Consider the following 23,136-nt stretch of genomic DNA (forward strand, 5'->3'; position numbering starts at 1 on the left):
CGGCGTCAACGTTCGGTGGGAAGGGCCGGCAGCGGCGGCGAAACGCCGGCGATACCGGTGACGCCCGCTTGCGCGCCGCCCGACGTGTCCGACTTCTCGGAGCCGCGATAAATGGTGACGGTGCGTGCGACGGCCGGCGCGTGCGGCGCGGCGTTCGCCGTCCCGGCCGGCGCCTGGCGGTTGCGCGGCAGATCGCGGACCGCGCGGGAAATGTCGCCGGCCCAGATTGGCTTGCGCTCGTCCGCCGTCGATGCCGCCGTCGCGGCCGGATCGCGCGTGACGGTGGCGAAGCTGCGCAGCGCGAGCGACAGGCTGCCGAGCCGCGCGGCGACCGCGACGACCTCGCCCATGTGCGGCGTGACTTCGAGCGTGACGGTGCGGGCGCGGGCGATGGCGGCGTCCTGGCCGTCGCTGTCGTTCTTCGGGCGCTTGATCTCCGAGCCGACCGCCAGCACGCGCACATGTTCGACCACCGTCTCGCTCGATACCGCGAGATCGGGCGAATCGGTGCGGCGCTCCATCTGTTGCGTCAGCAGCAGGTCCACGTAATCGCCCGGCTGGATCAGGCCCGCGTTGCCGGAGACGTCATCGACGGCGACGGACACCGCGCGCATTTCCGGCTTGAGCGTCGCGGCGAGAAAGCCGGGCGCGCCCGGGAGGATCACGTCGTCGGTGACGAGCACCGCGCCGCTCTCGACCGGATGGCGCAGCAGCGCGCCCTTGAGTTCGGGCGCTTTCGCATCGCCGGAAACGATCGCGTTCGGCGGCACCTGCGCCTTGTCGACCGGCTTCCACGAAAGATCCTCGTCGCGAAGCAGCAGCCCTTGCGGAAGGCGTGCCGCGCTCACGAGGACTTTCTCCGTCGTGGCGGCGGACTTGCCCGAATGCGATGCGCTGGCGATCACCACGCGCACGATCAGCGCGATCAGAAGCGCGCCGACGAGCAGCACCGCGAATTTGATGATGTTGGACATGAGGATGCCGTCCTATTGCGTCGAAAGAAGGCGCAGCACGGCGGGCAGCACGATCACCGCGCCGCCGCCGAACGCGAGCGCGACGCCGTACGGCACACCGCGCCGGGCGGAGAACATCGCCAGCGCGCGCAGCGGGACGAAGCGCTGCGACGGATTCATGTTGCGCGTGGCGAGGCTGACGAGCGAGACGAGCGTGCCGATCACGGAAACGAGCGTGAGCGTGGCGAGCGACAGGCCGAAGCCGACCCACAGAAAGATGACGGAGGCGAGTTTGGCATCGCCGCCGCCGAGGAGCCGCGCCGCGAACAGCAGCGCACAGACGAAGAAGACGATGACCGCGAGCACCAGATGCGCGATGAGGTCGTCGAGCGGCATGCCGGCGATGAGCGCATCGACGAAAAAGAGCGCGCCGATCGCGAGGACTATTTTCGTGGGCAGACGTCGTGCGCGCACGTCGATGACCGCGAGCCACAGGAGCCCGCAGACGGCGACAAGACGAATGACAACGGAAAGAGTCGGCACGATGGATCGCTGGGTGATGGGCAATACGGAGAACGGCAAGGTGGAGATCCGGCGATGCGCTGCGCGGATCTCCGGGTGCATCGCCGGCGATTAAGACGGTTTCGCGTTGGTGATTGCAGTGGTGATGCCGCTCCACAGGCCGCTGATCGCGGTCGTGAAACTACTGCCGGCCGCGACCAGCGCGATCACGACGATGCCAGCCAGGATGGCGTATTCCATCGCGCTGACGCCGCGTTCGTCGCGCACGAACGCCTTCAAGAACTTTTGCATGGTTGCTTCCTTTTCAAAGGGAGGAGAGAACGACTTCAAGCGCTGCAGGGGATTGCTTACCGGTTGAAGCTTATCCACCACCGCCGAGAGGCAATTCATCGAACAGCAGGCAGAACCGCGCCTATATCGAGAACGTTTGGCGGTGGGGTGGATAGGAGCTTTATCGGCAGAAACGCGGTCGTCTTGAGCGGGGTTAATGGCTACCGCTACGCATCGAAGAAGACTTGATTTCAGCGCGTTACAAGGAACGCGCGAAACCGAAGCGCGCAATCGTTTGCGCGTCTTGCGATTGCGTTCGGCGCGGTGCTTCTCTACCTGGCAGACAAGGCACGCCCGTTGCTCAAAGGGCGATACGACTCACTTCGAAAGGAGCACCGACATGCCGGAGAAAAAAACCGTCGAGCGCGCAAAGAAAGCGAAGCGCGAAGGGAAGTCCTCGAGCACGCAGGCGGGCGCGTTCGTGAAGGAGCAGATCGATCATGTCCGCGAGGGCAAGCATGGCGCGAAGTCGGCAAAGCAGGCGATCGCCATCGGCTTGTCCGAAGCGCGGCGCTCGGGCGTCAAGCTGAAGGCGCCGAAGGAGGGCGAGGCGTCGGAAGGCACGCGCAAGAAGGCCGCGCAGGATACGAAGGCCGCGCATCGAAAGACGAAGAGCCCGAGCACCGAATCGAAGGCGAAGCGCTCGGAGACGTCCACGCGCGTGCTGAAGCGCGAAAGCACGAAGGCGGCGTCGCACAAGTCGCTGTCGAAGCAGGCGCATGCCAGCGCGAGCCGGCGTTCGGCCGCCGATCGTTCGGCGTCCGCAAAGAAGGGCTGGGCGACGCGTCGCGCGCACGCGGCGGGCAAGAAGTCCGCGTCGAGTTCGCGGCACGCGTCGCGGTGATGAAGCGTTGACGAAGCGTTAGAAAAGCGGGACTCGCGCGAGTCCCGCTGTTCGCTTAGCGCGGATCGCTCACCGTCTGGTTCAGCGTCTGCCCCGCGATCACCGTGTTGACGAGCTTGATGTCGTGCACGTTGTACGCGTAGATCGGTCCCGGCGATGCCGCCGTCGCCGGGCCTGCTGCAACGGGTGTGCCGAAGTCGCAATTGGTGATGGTCACGCCGGTGATCGCCGGAATCGCGGGCGTGGGCGGCGCGCCGTTGTAGTCGAACGCGACCGGCCCTTGCGCGACGATCGCCTGAAAGCACGATCCCGTCTTGCCGCCGAGCGTCACGTTGCTCGCCTTCACGTTCGAGATATTGACGTTCTGCACCAGCGCCGGCCGTGTGCGGATCGCATCTTTCGACGGCTGATAATCGCAATCGAACGTGATGATTCCGCCTTGCGCCGCCGACGGGTTCGCCGCCGTCGCCGTCACGACGCCGAGCGGAACGGTCGAATTGATCGGACTGCCCGCGAGCAGACTGCTGCCGTAGCCGGAAGGCGTGAGGCTCACGCCGTTCGGCAGTGTCACGTTGTCGACATAGAAGTCCTTCACAAAGCCGCCGCGATTCATGTTCGTCTTCACGCGGATCGCGATGTTGAGCGAATTCGTCGCCCAGAACTGATTCAGCATTTGCAGGTTGCGCGCGTAAATCTTCTGCACGCCGCCGCCCATCTCGCTACCGAGCGTGATGCCCCCGTGGCCGCTGTTCATCGTGCAGTTCTGAATCACGTGATTCTGCGCGGCGCCGTATTGCGTATCGAGATCCTTGCCCGACTTGATCGCGATGCAATCGTCGCCCGTGTTGAACGTGACGTTCTCGCAGAGCACCATGTCGCAGGCGTCCGGGTCGAAGCCGTCGTTGTTCGGACCGATGCTGTCGACCGTGACGCTGCGGATCACGACGTTGGTGCAGTCGGTCGGGTGGTGCTGCCAGAACGGCGTGTTGATCGTGCGATAGCCCTCCATCAGCACGTCGGTGCAGCCGATGAATTCCACCATGCATGGCCGCAGATAATGCCCGATGCCGAAGATGCGCTTCTCGATCGCGACGCCGGCTTCCGACAGCGCGGGCAGGTAGTTCTGGTCCTGCTGCCACGGTGTCGCCGGGTCGGTGAGTTTGGCGTAGAGCGAATCGGCGATGCCGGGCGCGGCCGTTTTCAGGTCGACGTTATTCGGATTGGCGAATGCCTGCGAGGGCGTCGACGATCCCGCGAAGCCGTATGCGCCGCTGTTGCCTTTCCACGTCCACCAGCACGTCGCGGTGTTGCCGCTGCCCGCGAACGGCGTCATCGCCTGGCCGTTCAGCACGGAGGTATCGCCTTCGCCGGTGATCGCGATATTGGTCTGATTGCGCGCGTAGACCGGCGGGCCGTAGTTGAGGCAATCGTTTGCCTGCCAGCGGCTATAAAACAGCTTGCCGTTCGCGCCGCAGTCGATCGGGCCGTCTTTCGCGAAGTCCGCCGGGTTCTGACTGAAGAAGATTTCGCAGTTCGCGCTCAGATGGAAGTCGACGTTCGACAGCAGCACGATCGGCCCCGCGCAATACCAGTTGCCCGTCGGCACGACGACACGCCCGCCGCCCGCCGCGCTGCACGCCGCGATGGCCGCGAGAAAGGCGGGCCGCGAATCGAAGGAGCCGGGCGCGTGCGTCTGGTCCGCGCCGGTGCTGAGCGGCGACTTGGACGGATCGGTGTACGGGTTCGCCGCCGCGACGACCGCGCACGGCTTCGCGCCGTAGTCGGTGACGAGGAACTGGCGGCCCGGCACCATCGACGTCGACACCTTCTTCAACGCGTTGACGATCTGCGTCGCGGAACCGGACGAGCCCCAGATGGGATCGGCGGCGGTGGCCGGGGTCCCGGAATCGTCGTGGCCGCCGCAGCCGGCGAGGACGCCCAGGCTGCCGAGTCCGCCGATCAGCGGCGCGCTCGCCGATAAGCCGGCGAATTTCAGGATGCTGCGGCGTCGGGGCGAGGTGAGAGTGGGATTGCGGTCCTTCATGCGTGTCTCCATTCCGGTTTGGCCGGATATATCGTCGGGATTTAGCTGACGTCGTACGACTATGCACCGCGTTTCGGCGATGAGTCAGGAAACCGTTTACCTGCAAGGACGATACCGGGCGGTTCCCGCAAGCGTCAAGGCTCGGCCGACATGCTTCGGCTCGGGACTTACCCCTAAGCAACTTATACGATGTCAGCCGTCCATAGGGCGCAGGGCGGCGCACGTCTGAACGGCCATCGACCTAAAATGAACGGTCTCGTGTGCCTGAACGGAGCCGCCATGCTCGAATTCGACCGCCGCGCCGAAACGCCGACGCTGAACATCGCCTATGCCGACACCGGCCCCGCCGATGGGCCCGCTGTCATCCTGCTGCATGGCTGGCCCGACGCGGCGCGGGCGTGGACGGCGGTCGCGGCGCGATTGAACGCCGAGGGCTTTCGCACCGTCGTGCCGGAGTTGCGCGGCGCGGGCGGCACGCGGTTTCTGCGCGATGCCGCCGTGCGCGATGGCTCCGGCGTGGCGCTTGCCAACGACGCCGTCGAACTGGCGGACGCGCTCGGCATCGGGCGATTCGATATCGTCGGCCACGACTGGGGGGCGCGCGCCGCGTACACGGTCGCCGCGCTGTTTCCCGAGCGCGTGCGGCGCATGGCCGCGATTGCGCTCGCGTTCCAGCCGCGCGGCGAGTTCACGCTGCCGCCGGACTTCGGGCAGGCGCGGCGCTTCTGGTATCAGTGGTTCATGTCGCTCGATGACGGGCCGGCCGCCGTCGCCGCCGATCCCGAGGGCTTCGCGCGTATCCAGTGGGACACGTGGTCGCCGCCCGGCTGGTTCGACGAAGCCGAGTTCGCCGCGACCGCCCGCGCGTTCGACAACCCCGACTGGGTGGCGGTCACGCTCAACGCCTATCGGCGGCGCTGGCGCAGCGATCAGCCATCGGATGCGGCGCTCGAGCCGCTGCATGAACGCCTGCGCGGGATCGAGCGGATCGGCGTGCCCGCGCTGATGATCCAGGGCGGCGCGGATACCTGCGACGATCCGTCGATGTCCGAGGGCAAGGACGCGTGCTTCACGGCCGGTTACCGGCGCGTGGTGATTGACGGCGCGGGGCATTTCCCGCCGCGCGAAGCGCCCGATGCGGTGGCGGACGCCCTCATGGCGCACCTCCGCTGACGCCGACCGGGCGAGCTACTTGCAAAGGCACAAGCGCACACTTCTGGCGCGTCTGGCGACACATACTGTATAGGTGTACAGTACTGTTCGCTGCGGCAGGCGCGCGCTGCCGAACACTTGTGCGCGCCGCCCACGGCTGTCGACCGACGCGCGAGAGCCGTCCATCACCTTGAACCGGTTGAAAAATTGGCATCGAACAACGCAATCCGCATTCGCGGCGCCCGTCAACATAACCTCAAGAATCTCGACCTCGACCTGCACACCGGCCAGATGACCGTTGTGACGGGTCCGTCCGGGTCGGGAAAATCGAGCCTCGTCTTCGATACGCTCTACGCCGAAGGCCAGCGCCGCTACGTCGAAACGTTCAGCGCGTACGCGCGCCAGTTTCTCGACCGCATGGACCGCCCGCAGGTGGATCGTGTGGACGGCGTGCCGCCCGCCATCGCCATCGACCAGACGAATCCGGTGCGCAGCTCGCGCTCGACCGTCGGCACGATGACCGAGCTCAACGATCACCTGAAGCTCTTCTACGCACGCGCCGCCGAACTGTTCGACAAAAAGACCGCGCATCTCGTACGGCACGACACGCCCGAGACGATCTATGCCGAGCTGCTCGAACGCACGCGCGCCGGCGATCCGCGTCTCGCGATCACGTTTCCCGTCGAATTGCCCGACGCCACGAGCGACGACGAAATCGCGCAATGGCTCTCCGCGAGCGGCTATACGCGCGTGCAGGCGAAACGCCACGTAGAGACGGACGCGGGCGCGCGGCAGGTGCTCGATGTCGTCGCGGACCGGTTCCGTCTGCAGAACACGGAGCGCTCGCGTGCGCTGGAGGCCATCGAGGGCGCGTTGTTGCGCGGCACCGGACGCGTGAATGTCTACGTGTTGAACGAAGAGGGCGAGCCGCACATCTGGCGCTTTTCGACCGGCCTGCATAGCCCCGAAAGCGACCTGCGTTATGCCGATCCCCAACCGGCGCTGTTCTCGTTCAACTCGGCGTATGGCGCGTGTGAAACGTGCCGCGGTTTCGGGCGCGTGATCGGCGTCGATTACGGCCTCGTCATTCCGGACGACAAGAAGACGCTGCGCGAAGGCGCGGTCAAGACGCTGCAAACACCCGCGTGGAAAGAGAATCAGGACGACCTGGTGAAATACGGCGCGAAGGCGGGCATCCGCCTCGGCGTGCCGTGGAACGAATTGACGCAGAAAGAACGCGACTGGGTCATCAAAGGTTCGCCCGACTGGACCGGCAAGTGGCAAAGCCAGTGGTACGGCGTGCAGCGCTTCTTCGACTATCTGGAGTCGAAGGCGTACAAGATGCACATTCGCGTGCTGCTGTCGAAGTACCGCAGCTATACGACGTGCCCCGCGTGCGCCGGTGCGCGTCTCAAGACCGAATCGCTGCTGTGGCGTCTCGGCACGAAGGAACAGGCCGATGCCGTCCTCGCGCCCGCCGATCGTTTCCTGCCCAACGGCGTCGACTGGACGCGCGATCAGCTCGAAGCATTGCCGGGCCTGACCGTGCACGATCTGATGCTGATGCCGATCGAGCGCATCCGCCGTTTCTTCGACTCCCTGACGCTGCCTTCGACCTTGCTCGACGAAGCGCTGAAGCTGCTGCACGCCGAAGTGCGGACGCGCCTCAAGTATCTGTGCGACGTGGGCCTCGGCTATCTGACGCTCGATCGCCAGAGCCGCACGCTGTCGGGCGGCGAAGTGCAGCGCATCAACCTCACGACCGCGCTCGGCACGTCGCTCGTGAATACGCTGTTCGTGCTCGATGAGCCGAGCATCGGGCTGCATCCGCGCGACCTGAACCGCATCGTCGAGGCGATGCATCGTCTGCGCGATGCGGGCAATACGCTCGTCGTCGTCGAGCACGATCCTTCGGTGATGCTCGCCGCCGATCGTCTCATCGACATGGGGCCGGGGCCGGGCGAGCGCGGCGGGGAGATCGTCTACGACGGCACGCCCGCCGACATTCAAGCCAGCGACACGCTCACCGGCGCGTATCTCGGCGGCCGCAAGCAGGTCGCGCACGCGGCGAACTGGACGCGCCGCGTGGTCGATGCGAACACGCCGCGCCTCGTGCTCGAAGGCGCGAGCGATCACAACCTGCAGGACGTGTCGGTCGAGATTCCGTTGCAGCGTCTCGTCTGCGTGACGGGCGTATCGGGTTCGGGCAAGTCGACGCTGATTCAGGACGTGCTCGCGCCCGCGCTGATGCGCCACTTCGGCAAGGCGACGGAAGCGCCCGGCGCGTTCCGTGCGCTGAAGGGCGCGGAGCAACTGGACGACGTGGTGTTCGTCGATCAATCGCCGATCGGCCGCACGGCGCGCTCGAACCCGGCGAGCTACGTCGGCGCGTTCGATGAAATCCGCAAGCTTTTCGCGAAGGCACCGCTTGCCGCGCAGCGCGGTTATGGCGCGAGCATGTTCAGCTTCAATTCGGGCGATGGCCGTTGCCCGACGTGCGGCGGCTCGGGCTTCGAGCACGTCGAAATGCAGTTCCTGAGCGATGTCTATCTCCGCTGCCCCGATTGCGACGGCCGGCGTTATCGCGCCGAAATTCTCGATGTGAAGATCGAGCGCGGCGGCCGTGAACTGAGCATCGCGGACGTGCTGGAGCTGACCGTCAGCGAAGCGGTGTCGCTATTTGCTTCGGATAGCGAAGTATTGCGCGTGTTACAGCCTATCGTCGACGTGGGCCTCGAATATGTGAAGCTCGGTCAGCCGGTGCCGACGCTGTCGGGCGGCGAAGCGCAGCGTCTGAAGCTCGCGGGTTTTCTGGCGGAGACCGCATCGCCGAATCAGAAGGACCGGCTTTTCATGTTCGACGAGCCGACGACGGGCCTTCACTTCGACGACATCGCCAAGCTCATGCAAGCGTTGCGCCGTCTGCTGGAACGCGGTCATTCGCTGATCGTCATCGAGCACAATCTCGACGTAATTCGCGCCGCGGACTGGATCATCGATCTCGGTCCCGAAGGCGGCGACGGCGGCGGGCAAGTGGTGTGCGTCGGCACGCCCGACGAGGTGGCCGGCTGCGAAGCGTCGCACACGGGCCGCGCGTTGCTCGATTACGAAGAAGCGATGCAGCCGGGCGCGGCGGAAAAGCGCGCGGGCGTGCCGCTGCAGCTCGCGGCGGAAGTGGCGAGCGCACGGCGCGCGCTGCAGGGCGAGGGCGTCGTGCGGATCGTCAATGCGCGCGAGCACAACCTCAAATCGCTCGATGTGGATATTCCGCACAACAAGTTCAACGTGGTGACGGGCGTGTCCGGCTCGGGCAAGTCGACGCTCGCGTTCGACATCCTCTTTCACGAAGGCCAGCGCCGTTATCTGGAATCGCTGAACGCGTATGCACGTTCCATCGTGCAGCCGGCGGGTCGGCCCGAAGTCGATGCGGTCTACGGCATTCCGCCGACCGTCGCGATCGAGCAGCGCCTGTCGCGCGGCGGGCGCAAAAGCACGGTGGCGACGACATCGGAAGTCTGGCACTTCCTGCGTCTGCTGTATGTGAAGCTCGGCATCCAGCACTGCGTCAACGATGGCACGCCGGTGCAGGCGCAAAGCGCGGAGTCCATCGCGGCGCAGATTCTTCGCGATTTCAAGGGGCAGCATGTCGGGCTGCTCGCGCCGCTCGTCGTGAATCGCAAGGGTGTCTATACCGATCTCGCGAAGTGGGCGAAGGCGCGCGGCAATACGCATTTGCGGGTGGACGGCGAGTTTCATCCGGTCGATCCGTGGCCGAAGCTGGATCGCTTCCGCGAACATACGATCGAACTGCCGGTGGCGGACCTCGTCGTATCGGCGGACAACGAGGCGGAACTGCGGCGCATGCTCGAAGACGCGCTCGAAGTCGGCAAGGGCGTGATGCACCTGTGCGCGCCGCTCCACGAACTGCACGGCGCGTTGTCGAACGGCAAGCGGCGCGGCAGCGAAGAAACGATCGTGTTCTCGACGAAGCGCGCCTGTCCCACGTGCGGCACGAGCTATCCCGAACTCGACCCGCGCATGTTCTCGTACAACAGCAAGCACGGCTGGTGTAACACGTGCGTCGGCACCGGCGTCAAGCTCACGCGCGAGCAGCGCGCCGCCTTCGACGATACCGTCTTCGCGCAGGACGATCGGGGCCGCGAGCAGAGCATCGGTTCGGTGGATCAGGAGCCGGACGATATCGTCGATCAGCCGTGCGCCGAATGCGAAGGCACGCGCCTGAACGATGTCGCGCGGGCCGTGACGTTCGGCAATTATCCGATCACCGAAGTGGGGCGCTGGACGGTCACGGACACGCGCGAATGGATTGCGGGCCTCAAGCTGACGGGTCGCGACGCGGACATCTCGCGCGACGTCGTCAGCGAAATCGAAGGGCGCCTGCAGTTTCTGGAAGAAGTCGGGCTCGGCTATCTGAGTCTCGATCGCGCGGCGCCTACGCTCTCGGGCGGCGAAGCACAGCGCATCCGGCTGGCCGCGCAGTTGGGCAGCAATCTGCAGGGCGTGTGCTACGTGCTCGATGAACCGACCATCGGTCTGCATCCGCGCGACAACCTGATCCTGCTGTCCGCACTGAAAAAGCTCAACGACAAGGGCAACACGCTCGTCGTCGTCGAGCATGACGAGGACACGATCCGCCGCGCGGACCACATCATCGACATCGGGCCGGGCGCGGGCAAGCGCGGCGGCACGGTCGTCGCGCAGGGCAGCGTGACGGACCTCGCGGCGCACAAGGCGTCGCTGACCGGGCAGATGCTGGCGAACCCGATCGTGCATCCGCTGCAGCCGCGCCGGGACGTGCGCGCCGGGTCGGGCAAGCGTGCCGCCGTGCCGGAACAGTGGCTCACGGTCGAGAATGCGACGCTGCACAACCTGCGCAACGTGACGGCGAGCGTGCCGCTCAACCGGCTCGTCGCGATCACGGGCGTGTCGGGATCGGGCAAGTCGACGCTCGCCCGCGACGTGCTGATGACCAATCTGCTCGATGCCGTCGGCCGTTCGGCGCTGTCGTCGCCGGCCGAGCGCCGCGCGCGCAAAACGGCGCAGGCGGCGCAGGGCAAGCCCGCCGCGAAGTCGCGCTCGAGCGTGCTCGCGCGGGAAGCGCCGCGTCCGAAGTTCGATGTCGTCCACACATGGCATGGCTGTTCGGGCGTCACCGGTTTCGAGGCGATCGACCGCGTGCTGGAAGTCGATCAGACGCCGATCGGCAAGACGCCGCGTTCGTGCCCGGCGACGTACATCGGCATGTGGGACACCATCCGCAAGCTGTTCGCCGACACGCTCGAAGCCCGCGCGCGCGGCTACAAGCCGTCGCGTTTCTCGTTCAATACCGGCGATGGCCGTTGCCCCGCCTGCGAAGGCCAGGGCGTGCGGACGATTGCGATGAACTTCCTGCCGGACGTCAAGGTGCCGTGCGACGTCTGTCACGGCCAGCGCTTCAATCCCGAAACGCTCGCGGTGACGTGGCGCGGCAAGAACATCGGCGAAGTGCTGACGATGGAGATCGACGAAGCCGTCGAGTTCTTCTCGTCGATGCCGAGCATCGGGCATCCGCTGCAACTGATGAAGGACGTGGGCCTCGGTTATCTGACGCTCGGCCAGCCGTCGCCGACGCTGTCAGGCGGCGAGGCGCAGCGCATCAAGCTCGTCACCGAGTTGTCGAAGGTGCGCGACGACATCACGCGGCGCGGCCAGAAGCCGCCGCACACGCTGTACGTGCTCGACGAACCGACGGTCGGCCTGCACATGGCGGACGTCGCGAAGCTGATTCGCGTGCTGCACCGGCTGGTGGACGGCGGGCATAGCGTGATCGTCATCGAGCACGATCTCGATGTGATCGCCGAAGCCGACTGGGTGCTCGACCTCGGGCCGGAGGGCGGCGTGAACGGCGGGACCATCGTCGCGGCGGCGGACCCGGAGACGCTCGCGAGCCATCCGCGCAGTCACACGGGCACGGCGCTGCGGCCGGTGCTCGGGCGCACGCAGCGCGCGGAAGACGCGGCGTGAAGGACGGCGCCGCGTTCGTCGCGTCGATCCGCGCTGTTGGCGTTGCAGCGGCGGCATTGATATGCTGGCGCCCTTCCCACCACTCGCGATGACGACTCGATGGACACGCAGGATAAAGCCGTAGCCCTGAAACGAATGAAGTGGTTCGCCGCCGGCTTGCTGGTCGCGGCGGGCGCGTTGTTCGCGCTCGCCAAGAGCCAGCACGATGCGGGCGCGTGGGCGTGGGTATCGGCGTTTGCGGAAGCCGCGATGGTCGGCGCGCTCGCGGACTGGTTCGCCGTCGTCGCGCTGTTTCGGCATCCGCTCGGCGTGCCGGTTCCGCACACGGCCATCCTGCCCGCCAACAAGGCGCGCGTGGCCGACAACCTCGCCGCGTTCGTGCGCGACCGCTTCCTCGGCACCGATGCGCTCGTCGAGCGCGTCAACGCGTTCGATCCGGCGAGCCGTCTGTCCGCGTGGCTCGCGGAGCCTAAGAACGCCGACCTGCTCGGCAGAAAAGCCGTCACGGCGGTCGGCCAGTTGCTGTCGTTCGTCGACGACGAGCGCGTCAAGGCGACGCTTCACGAAGCCATCCGCCGCCGGGCCGAGGCCTTCGATCTGTCCGCTGCGGCGGGCAATCTGCTGTCCACGCTGACCGCCGACCGCCGTCATCAGTTGCTGCTGGACGAGGGTCTCAAGCAGATGGCCGCGTGGCTCGACAAGCCCGAGGTGCAGGAGATGCTGGCGGCGCGCATCGTCGCGGTCGCGGGGGAGGAGTATCCGAAGCTCGTCGGCATGCTCGGTTTCGTCGGGCTGGACGCCGCCGACCTCGGCAACAAGTTCGCGGCGGGCCTCGTGCGCGGCGCGAATCAATGGCTGCACGACGTGACGAGCGACCCGGAGCACGAGCGCCGCAAGGCCTTCGACGCCGCCGTGGAACGCTTCGTCGAACGCCTGAAGTCGGACCCGGCGTTCAAGGAGCGCATCGACCTGCACAAGCGCGAGTGGCTCGACAAGCCCGAGTTGCGCGGCTATGTCGATGGCCTGTGGGACGAATTCACCGCATGGCTCGGCGCGGATCTGCAGCGCGCCGATTCCGCGCTGCATGTGAAAGTGGTTCAGGTGGCGTCCGGCTTCGCCCAATCGCTGGGCGGCGACCCCGCGCTGCGCGAGTCGATCAACGAGCATATGCGCGATGCATTGAAGGCGCTCGCGCCCGAGTTGCGCGAAGGCATCGCGAAGCACATCGCCGCGACCGTCAAGCAATGGGACGACGCGACGCTCGTGCGCGACGTCGAGCTGAACATCGGCCGCGATCTGCAGTTCATCCGCGTGAACGGCACGCTGGTGGGCGGCGCGGTCGGCTTGCTCATTCACGCGGTGACGCTTCTAAGCACCTGATCAGCGTGCGGTCAGCGTCGGATCAGCGTGCGGTCACGGCCGCTCGACCATCACGCTTCCCGCGCCATACGGCATGTTCTCGGCGCTGCTGCCGTGGACCGTGACGGTCAGTCCCGACGTCAGCGCGACGGTCAGCAGCTCGCCGCGCGCCGGTTCGGTGTGCGCGAGCGGCGGCACGCACCACTCGTTGCCGTCAGGCGTCTGGAGCACATAGACGGCGCCCGCACCGAGCAGGTCCGAGTCGATCACTCTGATGATGTTCCCCGTCTCGCTCGTTGCGAAACGCGTGGCGCCGCAATGGAAGGTCGGGCTGCCCGCACGCGGCAGGCCGATCGCGACGCCGGTGATCGTCGAAGCGTCGTCGGCGCAGATGCTCACCGGCAGGCTCTTCGCCAGCGCGGACATCAGCATCTGATGCCGGCTCGGGTGATCCACGGTGTTCATCTGCGCGCAGTAGTGAGCGCCATCGGCGGTACGCAGCACGTAGCGGATATTGTCGAGCGAATCGGAATCGATGATGCGCACGAGCATGCCGCTGCGTGTCTCCGTCAGCTTGGCCCCGAAGAGCACGAGCGACGGCGCGGCGGGCGCACTCAGCGCGCCGACCGCGATGCCGGTGACGTAGTGCTCCTTGTCCCCGTTGACCGTGACCGGCAAGCCCGTCTTGAGCCCGAGCAACAGCAGGTTGTTTCGGTTCGCGTGCTCCTGCCGGTCGATCTGTGCGTGATAGCGCGTGCCGTCCGGCGTTTTGACGATGACGATCAGCGTGTCGGACACTTCCTTGTCCGTGATTTCGTCGATGACGCCGGAGCGCGGCGTGCTCGCGATGAAGGCGGGCGCGGCGCTCAGGTGCGGCCCGAACGCCTTCGATCCGACCGATAGCGCCGTGAGGTAGTAGTCGGCGTCGCCGGCCACGGTGACGGGAAGGCTCGCCCTGAATGCCGCGATCAGCAACGCGTTGCGATAGCCGTGCGCACGCGGGCGAATCTGCGCGCAATGGTGCGAGCCGTCCGTGCTGCGCACGATGTACGCCATGCTCGCGAGCGTATCGGCATCTTCGATCTGAGCGATGCCTCCCGTCCTGACGTCCTCTAGCAGGCGCCAGGTGGCGTCAATGGAAGGAAGTCGCGGAGCGCCGGGCAGTGCGGCCGAAATGTCGGTGATATTGTGGCTCGCGTCTCCGGTCATCGTGACGGAAAGCCCGGATTCGAATGCCATCAGCAGAACCGAATTACGATCGGGGTATTCCCGATAATCGAGTTGCGCATAATATAGCGATTCACTCTCGGTTTTAAGTACGTAAATAACATTATCGGGCGATACCGATTGAATGACGCGAATAATGACGCCGGTTCGGGTGTCAGTCAGGAAATAATCCGCGGACGCCTGCGATGGCGTACTCATTGTGGGCTTGATTCTCATCGCGCTCTACTTCTGTGCTGCTGCGGTTCTTGATTGGCGTCGGTGCCAGGTCGACGCGGTATGGCGGCGCTGCCGGATTCATTCACCCAGCGGCGCGGCCACCGGATTATATTTAAACCGCTATCTTTACGATATCGGTTAGAAAAAATTATGCGCCGTTGATCGCCGGTTGAATTGTCATTTTTTGATTAAGAGCAATCTCAGATAAAATAAGAAATATCCTATTCGTAGATTAAAGACCCTCGACTTTTAAATGGGGCGCGCGGTTTTTATCTACTTCCGCATTTCGCAATTCGCATCAGGGAACCCGCGGTCATGCAGACAAGCCGCAGTCGCGCGAGAATGCGATTTCGTGCGCGCCGCCGCCGCCCACACGCACAATCGATCCGCCATGCCGAATACGAACATCGAACTCATCGAGCGTTTCTACCGCGCTTTCGGGAACGTCGACGCCGACGCGATGGCCGCCTGCTACGCACCCGACGTCCGTTTCGAAGACCCTGCCTTCGGCGTGCTGTTCGGCCGTGAAGCGGGCGACATGTGGCGCATGCTGCTGCATCGCGCGCGCGACTTCGCATTGAGCGTCGACGGCATCGAGGCGCTCGGGCAAACCGCGAACGCGACCGCCGTCGTCCGCTACACGTACTCGGCGACGGGCCGGCCTGTCGTCAACGAGATACGCACGCGCTTCACGATTCGCGACGGACTCATCTTCGAACAGACGGACGCCTTCGATCTCTGGCGCTGGAGCCGTCAGGCGCTCGGTCCCGCCGGCTGGTGCTTCGGCTGGACGCCGCGCATGCAGCAGGCCATTCGCCGCAAGGCGCGCCGCGCGCTCGCGGACTATCGCAAGGAGGTGTCGGCATGACGGCGCTCGACCCGGCGCGCTTCGAAGACGAATGGCTCGAAGCGGACGCGCATGGCGGCTTTGCATCGGGGACCGTGGGCACCGCGCGCACGCGTCGCTATCACGCGCTCCTGCTTACGGCGACGCAGCCGCCCGCCGGCCGCGTCGTGCTCGTCAACGGCGTGGAGGCGTGGCTCGATGTCGACGGCGCACGCGTTCCGCTGACCATGCAGCGTTACGCGCCGGACGTGCTGTATCCGGACGCATCGGCGTATCTCGATTCCTTCGATACATCGCCGTGGCCGACGTGGCGTTATCGCATCGGCGAGAACGTGATGGCCATAGCGGAAGTGTTCGTCGCGAAGGAGAGCGGCGAGACCGTGCTGCGCTGGCGTCTCGAAGGCCCGGCGACCCGAGCGGCGCTGCACGTGCGCCCGTTGTTGTCCGGGCGCGATTACCACGCGCTGCATCGCGAGAACGCGTCGTTCAATTTCGATGCGAGCGTCGATGGCGAGCGCGTGCACTGGCGGCCCTATGGCGACCTGCCTGCCATCGGCGCGACGAGCAATGGCGCATACGAACACGAGCCGGACTGGTATCGCAACTTCCTGTATGTGCGCGAACGGGAGCGCGGGCTCGACGATATCGAAGACCTTGCGACGCCCGGCGTCCTTCACTTCGATCTCGCGGGCGGCGAAGCGGTGCTGATTTTGCACGCCGATGCCGCCGACGATCCGCCGCGCGAACGCGATGCGCTCGCGCTTGCAGCGCAACTCGACGCGCGTGAGCGCGAGCGCCGCGCCGCATTTGGCTCGCGGCTCGCGCGCTCGGCCGACGCCTATGTCGTTGCGCGCAAGCACGGGCGCACGATCATCGCGGGCTTTCCGTGGTTCACCGACTGGGGCCGCGACACGTTCATCTCGATGCGCGGCCTGCTGCTCGCTTCGGGACGTCATCAGGATGCCGAATCGATTCTGCTCGAATGGACCGATACGCTCTCGGAGGGCATGCTGCCTAACCGCTTCCCCGATAGCGGCGGCCTGCCCGAATACAACTCCGTCGATGCGTCGCTGTGGTTCGTGGTCGCGGTCCACGACTATCTCGCGACCGGCCATGCGCCCGCCGCGACCACGACGCGCCTGCAACGCACCGTCGATGCAATTCTGGAAGGCTATACGCGCGGCACGCGCTTCAACATCGCCGCGGACGACGACGGTCTCCTGCGTGCAGGCGTTCCCGGCGTGCAACTCACGTGGATGGACGCGAAGGCGGGCGACTGGGTCGTGACGCCGCGCATCGGCAAGCCGGTCGAAGTGCAGGCGCTGTGGATCAACGCGCTGTCGATCGCGTCGGCGTGGAACGCGCGCTGGCAGCCGATGCGCGATCGCGCGCAGCAGGCGTTCCAGGCGCGCTTCGTGGACCCGCAGACGCACGCGCTTTACGATGTCGTCGATGCCGATCACGAGCCGGGCAAACTCGATCGCTCGATCCGTCCGAATCAGATTTTCGCGGTCGGCGGTTTGCCGAATGTCGTCGTCGATGACGAGACCGCGCGTGCGGTTATCGCGCAGGTCGAAGCGCACTTGCTGACGCCGCTCGGGCTGCGCACGCTCGCGCCATCGGACCCGGCGTATCGCTCGCGTTATGCGGGCGGCTTGCTGGATCGCGATGGCGCTTATCACCAGGGCACCGCGTGGCCGTGGCTCATGGGCCCGTTCGTCGAAGCGTGGCTGCGCGTGCACGGCGCAGCGGGCGTGCGCGAGCGCTTTCTCGCGCCGCTTCACGCGCATCTCGAACATTACGGCATCGGCCATATCAGCGAAGTCGCGGACGGCGAAGCGCCGCATATGCCCGGCGGCGCGCCGTTTCAGGCGTGGTCGCTCGCGGAGCTGATGCGCGTCGAGAAGCTGATCGATGGCGCATGATGCATCGTTTGTGCGGGCGCTCGTCGAATCGCGTTAAATTGGGCGTCTTTGACAATCACCCATAGCCGCACCGAGGAACTCTCATGCCGAAGCCGCGCACCGTCAACCAGATTCATACCGTCGAAGGCTCGCGGCTGCATGGCGGCGACTGCCCGCGCTGGCAACGCTGGGGGCCGTACCTGAGCGAGCGCCAGTGGGGCACGGTGCGCGAGGACTACAGCGAATTCGGCACCGCATGGGAGTACTTCCCGCACGATCATGCGCGCAGCCGCGCGTATCGCTGGGGCGAGGACGGCATCGCCGGCTTCGGCGACGACAAGCTCAACTGGTGCGTCTCGCTCGCGCTCTGGAATGGGCGCGATCCGATCCTGAAGGAACGGCTCTTCGGCCTCACGAATCAGGAGGGCAATCACGGCGAGGACGTGAAGGAGCTTTATTTCTACATCGACGGCACGCCGACGCATTCCTACATGCGCATGCTGTACAAGTATCCGCACGCGCCGTTTCCGTACGCCGATCTCGTCGATGAAAACGCGCGTCGCGGCGCGGACATGCCCGAGTACGAAGTACTCGATACCGGCGCCTTCGACGACGAACGCTACTTCGACGTGCAGGTGGAATACGCGAAGCACACCGAGGACGATATCGTGATGCGCGTGAGCATCGAGAATCGCGCGAACGAGGCCGCGGTCATCGACGCATTGCCGCAAATCTGGGCGCGCAACACGTGGTCGTGGAAGCCGACGCCGACGAAGCCATCGCTCACGCTCGAATCGGTGCAGGGCGCGACGTATGTGGCGGCGCGGCATCTGGGCCATGAACCGATGGTGGTCACCGCATGGTCGCCGGATGTGCAAGGCGTCGAATGGATGTTCTGCGAGAACGAGACCAACGTGAAGCGCCTGTTCCATTTGGACGGCGCGGGGCCGTTCAAGGACGGCTTCAACGACTACGTCTTGCATGGCGATGAAGACGCGATCCGCCGCGACACCGGCACGCGCGCGGCGGCCCGCTTCCATTTTCAGCTTGCGGCGCATGGCAAGGCGACGGTGTACCTCCGCTGGCGTCCCGAATCCGCACCGGATGGCGTTCCGCTCGACGCCGATGCTTTATTCGCGCGGCGCATCGCGGAAGCGGACGAGTTCTACGGCGCGCTTCAGCACGAGATCGCCGATGCCGACCAGCGGCTCGTGCAGCGGCAGGCGCTCGCGGGCATGCTGTGGTCGAAGCAGTACTATCAGTTCGATGTAACCCGCTGGCTCGACGGCGATCCGCTGCAGCCGAAACCGCCGAAGCAGCGGCGCTTCGGGCGCAATTACGACTGGCGGCATCTGTGCAACGCGGACATCGTGTCGATGCCGGACAAGTGGGAGTATCCGTGGTACGCGTCGTGGGACCTCGCGTTCCATGCGGCGGCGTTTGCGCTGATCGACCCCGAGTTCGCCAAGCGGCAATTGCTGCTGCTGGTGAAGGACCGCTATCAGCATCCCAACGGCCAGTTGCCCGCCTACGAATGGGCGTTCGGCGACGCCAATCCGCCCGTCCATGCGTGGGCGACGTGGCGCGTGTATGAGATCGATCGCGCGATCACGGGCGTCGGCGACCGCGATTTTCTGGAGCTGGTGTTCCACAAGCTGCTGCTCAACTTCTCGTGGTGGGTCAACCGCAAGGACGCCGACGACCGCAATATCTTTCAGGGCGGCTTTCTCGGGCTGGATAACGTCGGCATCTTCGATCGCTCGTCGCCGCTGCCGACGGGCGGTCATATCGACCAGGCCGACGGCACCGCGTGGATGGCCGCGTATGCGCTCGACCTGATGCGCATCGCGCTGGAACTGGCGTATGCGAACAAGGTGTTCGTCGATATCGCGGTGAAGTTCTTCGAGCACTTCCTGTATATCGCGGAAGCGGTGAGTTGCGAGGACGGCTGCGATACCGGCCTCTGGGACAGCGAGGACGAATTCTTCTACGACAAGCTGCGCCTGCCCGATGGCTCGAGCGTGCCCATGCGCGTGCGCTCGATCGTCGGCCTGATTCCGCTTTTCGCGGTTCACGTGCTGGAGCCGAGCGTGCATCGCGCGTTGCCGGGCTTGCGCGACCGGCTGCACTGGTTTCTGGAGCATCGGCCGGATTTGTCGCGGCTCGTGTCGCGATGGAACGTCGCCGGGCAGGGCAATAGCGTGCTGCTGTCGCTGTTGCGCGGGCATCGCATGAAAGCGCTTCTGAAGCGCATGCTCGACGAAACCGAGTTCCTCTCCGATCACGGCGTGCGCGCGCTTTCGCGTGTCCATCTCGACGAGCCGTTCGTCTTCTATCACAACAGCGAGAGTTTCAGCGTGCAGTATCAGCCGGGCGAATCGACGTCGCGCGTGTTCGGCGGCAACTCGAACTGGCGCGGGCCGGTGTGGATGCCGGTGAACTATCTGCTGATCGAATCGATTCTCGAATTTCACCGCTATTACGGCGACGATTTTCGCGTGGAGTATCCGACCGGCTCGGGAAAGACGTTCTCGCTTGCTGAAATCGCCGATGAACTCGCGCGTCGCGTGACCACGCTGTTTCTGCTCGACAAGAACGGCGAGCGGCCCGTGATGGGCGCATATCCGTTGCTGCAGGCCGATCCCCGCTCCCGCGATCTCGTGCTGTTCCACGAGTATTTCCACGGCGATGACGGCCGTGGCGTGGGGGCGTCGCACCAGACAGGATGGACCGGGCTGGTCGCGCTGTTGCTGCAACCGCGCGCGATGGGACCGTCGGGCGTCGTGCCGCTCGCCGGCGTTGCCGACGCCGATGTGCAGGAGTTCGCGGGCGCGAAATGAGCCGCGTAGAAGCGGCGCTTCACCCAGAAGTCAAGAGCCAAACCTGTAGTCTACGGTTCGGACAAATCCGATTCCTCTGCTGTCTCCTTCTGCGTAAGTTGTGCGAACACAAACTTGCAGCAGTTTGGAGAAGAAAATGAACGGAATCGCAGGCATGCAGGGCTTGGGACAGTACAACGCATCGCGCGGGAACGGCTTCGCCTGTTTGCGCCGCCGCACCGAGCACGAGGAATCGCCCCCGTTCGGGCTCGTCATGCTGGTGTTCCTCGGGGCGATGGCGGGCGGCGTCTACGTGAGTTGCACGCTCGACAACCTCGCGTTCGGGTGGATTGCGTGCGTGGGCATTCTGGCGGCGCTCGGCGCGGTCGTCGACCGATTCTTCTGCGGCGCCGCCGCGCTCGAACGCCGCCTCAGCGCGCGGTCACGGGCGCGTCAACAGGCGGTCTGCAAAGCCACGCTCAAGTGCAGCCTCAGGCGGCAAAGGCTCGACTGGCAGAGCGCAACAACACGGGAATGGACTTCGATGTCGGCGTACCGGCGCCATCCGCCACGGACGCGAGCGGCACGAGCGGATTCGTCTCGGGATAGTACGCGCCAAGACAGCCACGCGGAATGTCATACTCGACCAGCGTAAAGCCCTCTACGCGGCGCTCCACGCCGTCATCCCACACGCTCGTGATATCGACGAGTTCGCCCGGCTCGAAGCCGAGCATGTCGATATCCTCACGATTGGCGAACAGCACGCGGCGCTGGCCATAGACGCCACGGTAACGGTCGTCGAGGCCGTAGATCGTCGTGTTGTACTGATCGTGCGAGCGCGTCGTCATCAGCGTCAGGAGGCGCTCGCCGTGCAGCGCGCGGGCGCGGTGAATCGGCGTATCCACGGCAATTTCATGCACGATGAACTGCGCCTTGCCGCTCGGCGTCTTCCATACGCGGTCGCGCGACGCCACGCCGAGATGAAAGCCGCCCGGCTGCTTCAGGCGCTCGTTGTAATTCTCGAATCCGTCGATCACTTTCTCGATGCCGTCGCGAATCATCGCGTAGTCGTCTGCATGCGCGAGCCAGTCGACCTTGGCGCTGCCGAGCGTCGCGTGCGCCATGCGCGCGACGATCGCCACTTCGCTCAGCAGGTTCGGTGACGCCGGCTTGTTCATGCCGTACGAGATGTGCACCATGCTCATCGAATCCTCGACGCTCACGCCTTGCGCCACGCCGTTCTGCATGTCGATTTCGGTGCGGCCGAGCGTCGGCAGAATGAGCGCGTCGCGGCCATGCACGAGATGGCTGCGGTTGAGCTTCGTCGTGATGTGCACGGTGAGGTCGCAAGCGCGCATCGCTTGCCAGGTGCGCGGCGTGTCGGGCGTTGCGATCGAGAAATTTCCGCCCAGACCGATGAACACCTTCACGCGGCCGTCGAGCATCGCGTGAATGGTTTCGACGACGTCGTAACCGTGCTCGCGCGGCGGCTTGAAATCGTAGGCTGCGCCGAGGCGGTCGAGAAACGCCTGCGTCGGCTTTTCCTCGATACCGACCGTGCGATCGCCCTGCACGTTCGAATGCCCGCGCACCGGGCACAGGCCCGCGCCGCGCCGGCCGATGTTCCCGCGCATCATCATCAGGTTCGAGAGCAACTGGACCGTCGGCACCGAGTTCTTGTGCTGCGTGAGACCCATGCCCCACGTCGCGATCACCGCGCGGCCGCTGGCGTAGATATCGGCGAGGCGGAGAATCTCGTCCATCGGCACGCCCGATTCGGCGACGATCATGTCCCAGCTTTCCGCGCGCAGATCGGCGGCGAAGGCGTCGAAGCCAACGGTATGTTGCGCGATGAATTCGACGTCGATCACCCGCTCGCCGCCCGCGATGCACGCCGCGTCGTCGAGTTCGATCACGCGCTTGGCGACGCCCTTGATCAGCGCGAAATCGCCGCCGACTTTCGGGCGGATGAACACGGAGCTGATTTTCACGCCTTTGGGCTTCAGCATGTCGAGCGTGTGCTGCGGGCTGGCGAAGCGCTCGAGGCCGCGCTCCTTGAGCGGGTTGATCGATACGATCGTCGCTCCGCGCTTCGCGCATTCGCGCAACTCGCCGAGCATGCGCGGATGGTTCGTCGCCGGATTCTGGCCGAAGAGCAAAAGCGTGTCGGCGTGCTCGAAGTCGTCGAGCGTGACCGTGCCCTTGCCGATGCCGACCGTATGCGGCAGGCCGCGACTGGTTGCTTCGTGGCACATGTTGGAGCAGTCGGGAAAGTTGTTCGTCCCGTACATGCGCACGAACAACTGATACAGGAACGCGGCTTCGTTGCTGGCGCGGCCCGACGTGTAGAACGCGGCGCGATCCGGGTCGTCCAGCTTCTTCAGGTGCGATGCGATCAGTTCGAACGCCGCATCCCACTCGATCGGCACATAGCGGTCGCGTTTCGCATCGTAGACGAGCGGATCAGTCAGTCGGCCGTGTTGCTCCAGCTCGTAGTCCGACTGCGCCATCAGCGACGACACCGTGTGTTCCTCGAAGAAAGCCGGCGTGACGCGCTTGGCCGTTGCTTCGGCGGCAACCGCTTTCACCCCGTTTTCGCAGAACTCGAACGTCGATGCATGCTGGCGATCAGGCCACGCGCAACCGGGGCAATCGAAACCATCGGGCTGATTCTGCTTGAACAGCGTGCGATAGTTGCCGCCCGACACCTTTTCCTTCACGAGGTTGATGGCGACCTGCTTGAGAGCGCCCCAGCCAGCGGCGGGGTGATGGTACGGTTCGATGCGCGGTTCGGGCTTCTTCATGGCGACGGGCGACGGCTTAATGAGACGATGGGTCACAGCGTACTGTGTCCCGAATCGAAGGCGGCGCACAGAAAATCAGAAATGAGAGGAG

Annotated in this window: 13 protein-coding genes; 7 read left to right on the forward strand and 6 right to left on the reverse strand. The window is 65.4% G+C overall.

From position 1 onward, the window contains the following. Positions 1-5 precede the first annotated feature (5 nt). From cpaB to BG57_RS24870, 3 genes are all read right to left on the reverse strand, one after another. Complete coding sequence (gene cpaB, locus BG57_RS24860) at positions 6-974, reverse strand: Flp pilus assembly protein CpaB (RefSeq protein ID WP_035969113.1); 969 nt, start codon at positions 972-974, stop codon at positions 6-8. A gap of 12 nt (positions 975-986) precedes the next feature. Next, entirely contained in the window at positions 987-1,496 is a 510-nt protein-coding gene (locus tag BG57_RS24865; RefSeq protein ID WP_035969162.1) for an A24 family peptidase, read from the reverse strand. Between the two features lie 90 nt (positions 1,497-1,586). Then, positions 1,587-1,766: a Flp family type IVb pilin gene (locus tag BG57_RS24870; protein ID WP_035969115.1), complete on the reverse strand. Its 180-nt coding sequence runs from the start codon at positions 1,764-1,766 to the stop codon at positions 1,587-1,589. Positions 1,767-2,145: 379 nt separating this feature from the next. Between BG57_RS24870 and BG57_RS24875 the strand changes: the two genes are divergently transcribed. Then, positions 2,146-2,649: a DUF6496 domain-containing protein gene (locus BG57_RS24875; protein WP_035969117.1), complete on the forward strand. Its 504-nt coding sequence runs from the start codon at positions 2,146-2,148 to the stop codon at positions 2,647-2,649. A gap of 55 nt (positions 2,650-2,704) precedes the next feature. On the opposite strand, the gene BG57_RS24880 is transcribed toward BG57_RS24875, so the two are convergent. Beyond that, positions 2,705-4,693: a glycoside hydrolase family 28 protein gene (locus tag BG57_RS24880; RefSeq protein WP_035969165.1), complete on the reverse strand. Its 1,989-nt coding sequence runs from the start codon at positions 4,691-4,693 to the stop codon at positions 2,705-2,707. 279 nt (positions 4,694-4,972) lie between these two features. Between BG57_RS24880 and BG57_RS24885 the strand changes: the two genes are divergently transcribed. From BG57_RS24885 to BG57_RS24895, 3 genes are all read left to right on the forward strand, one after another. Continuing rightward, on the forward strand, positions 4,973-5,866 hold the full coding sequence (locus BG57_RS24885; RefSeq protein ID WP_035969167.1) for an alpha/beta fold hydrolase: 894 nt from the start codon (positions 4,973-4,975) through the stop codon (positions 5,864-5,866). Positions 5,867-6,052: 186 nt separating this feature from the next. Beyond that, positions 6,053-11,869, forward strand: coding sequence for an excinuclease ABC subunit UvrA (gene uvrA, locus BG57_RS24890; RefSeq protein WP_035969119.1), 5,817 nt, complete (start codon positions 6,053-6,055; stop codon positions 11,867-11,869). 99 nt (positions 11,870-11,968) lie between these two features. Beyond that, a complete protein-coding gene (locus BG57_RS24895) occupies positions 11,969-13,249 on the forward strand; it encodes a DUF445 domain-containing protein (RefSeq protein ID WP_035969121.1) in 1,281 nt (426 codons plus the stop codon). Positions 13,250-13,282: 33 nt separating this feature from the next. Here BG57_RS24895 and BG57_RS24900 read toward each other — a convergent pair whose 3' ends face one another. After that, entirely contained in the window at positions 13,283-14,467 is a 1,185-nt protein-coding gene (locus BG57_RS24900; protein WP_152562690.1) for a hypothetical protein, read from the reverse strand. Between the two features lie 595 nt (positions 14,468-15,062). Here BG57_RS24900 and BG57_RS24905 point away from each other — a divergent pair. The 3 genes from BG57_RS24905 to BG57_RS24915 all read left to right on the forward strand — a co-directional run bounded on the left by BG57_RS24905 (position 15,063) and on the right by BG57_RS24915 (position 20,262). Beyond that, positions 15,063-15,539 carry a nuclear transport factor 2 family protein gene (locus BG57_RS24905; protein ID WP_035969125.1) on the forward strand — a complete coding sequence of 159 codons (477 nt, stop codon included), beginning with the start codon at positions 15,063-15,065 and terminating at the stop codon, positions 15,537-15,539. Beyond that, entirely contained in the window at positions 15,536-17,443 is a 1,908-nt protein-coding gene (locus BG57_RS24910) for an amylo-alpha-1,6-glucosidase (protein WP_035969127.1), read from the forward strand. Before BG57_RS24905 ends, BG57_RS24910 begins: the two co-directional genes overlap by 4 nt. 83 nt (positions 17,444-17,526) lie before the next feature. Next, complete coding sequence (locus tag BG57_RS24915) at positions 17,527-20,262, forward strand: MGH1-like glycoside hydrolase domain-containing protein (RefSeq protein ID WP_035969129.1); 2,736 nt, start codon at positions 17,527-17,529, stop codon at positions 20,260-20,262. A gap of 470 nt (positions 20,263-20,732) precedes the next feature. Here BG57_RS24915 and BG57_RS24920 read toward each other — a convergent pair whose 3' ends face one another. Further along, positions 20,733-23,045 carry an FdhF/YdeP family oxidoreductase gene (locus BG57_RS24920; protein WP_035969131.1) on the reverse strand — a complete coding sequence of 771 codons (2,313 nt, stop codon included), beginning with the start codon at positions 23,043-23,045 and terminating at the stop codon, positions 20,733-20,735. Between the last annotated feature and the right edge of the window lie 91 nt (positions 23,046-23,136).

The sequence above is a fragment of the Caballeronia grimmiae genome (assembly GCF_000698555.1).
GTDB lineage: Bacteria > Pseudomonadota > Gammaproteobacteria > Burkholderiales > Burkholderiaceae > Caballeronia > Caballeronia grimmiae.

What these genes read in the sequence shown, in the direction of transcription:
- BG57_RS24885 (WP_035969167.1), top strand. Translation starts at nt 4,973, where the DNA reads ATGCTCGAATTCGACCGCCGCGCCGAAACGCCGACGCTGAACATCGCC.
- BG57_RS24920 (WP_035969131.1), bottom strand. Translation starts at nt 23,045, where the DNA reads ATGAAGAAGCCCGAACCGCGCATCGAACCGTACCATCACCCCGCCGCT.
- BG57_RS24880 (WP_035969165.1), bottom strand. Translation starts at nt 4,693, where the DNA reads ATGAAGGACCGCAATCCCACTCTCACCTCGCCCCGACGCCGCAGCATC.
- BG57_RS24895 (WP_035969121.1), top strand. Translation starts at nt 11,969, where the DNA reads ATGGACACGCAGGATAAAGCCGTAGCCCTGAAACGAATGAAGTGGTTC.
- BG57_RS24870 (WP_035969115.1), bottom strand. Translation starts at nt 1,766, where the DNA reads ATGCAAAAGTTCTTGAAGGCGTTCGTGCGCGACGAACGCGGCGTCAGC.
- BG57_RS24910 (WP_035969127.1), top strand. Translation starts at nt 15,536, where the DNA reads ATGACGGCGCTCGACCCGGCGCGCTTCGAAGACGAATGGCTCGAAGCG.
- BG57_RS24905 (WP_035969125.1), top strand. Translation starts at nt 15,063, where the DNA reads ATGCCGAATACGAACATCGAACTCATCGAGCGTTTCTACCGCGCTTTC.
- BG57_RS24875 (WP_035969117.1), top strand. Translation starts at nt 2,146, where the DNA reads ATGCCGGAGAAAAAAACCGTCGAGCGCGCAAAGAAAGCGAAGCGCGAA.
- cpaB (WP_035969113.1), bottom strand. Translation starts at nt 974, where the DNA reads ATGTCCAACATCATCAAATTCGCGGTGCTGCTCGTCGGCGCGCTTCTG.
- BG57_RS24915 (WP_035969129.1), top strand. Translation starts at nt 17,527, where the DNA reads ATGCCGAAGCCGCGCACCGTCAACCAGATTCATACCGTCGAAGGCTCG.
- BG57_RS24900 (WP_152562690.1), bottom strand. Translation starts at nt 14,467, where the DNA reads ATGGCATTCGAATCCGGGCTTTCCGTCACGATGACCGGAGACGCGAGC.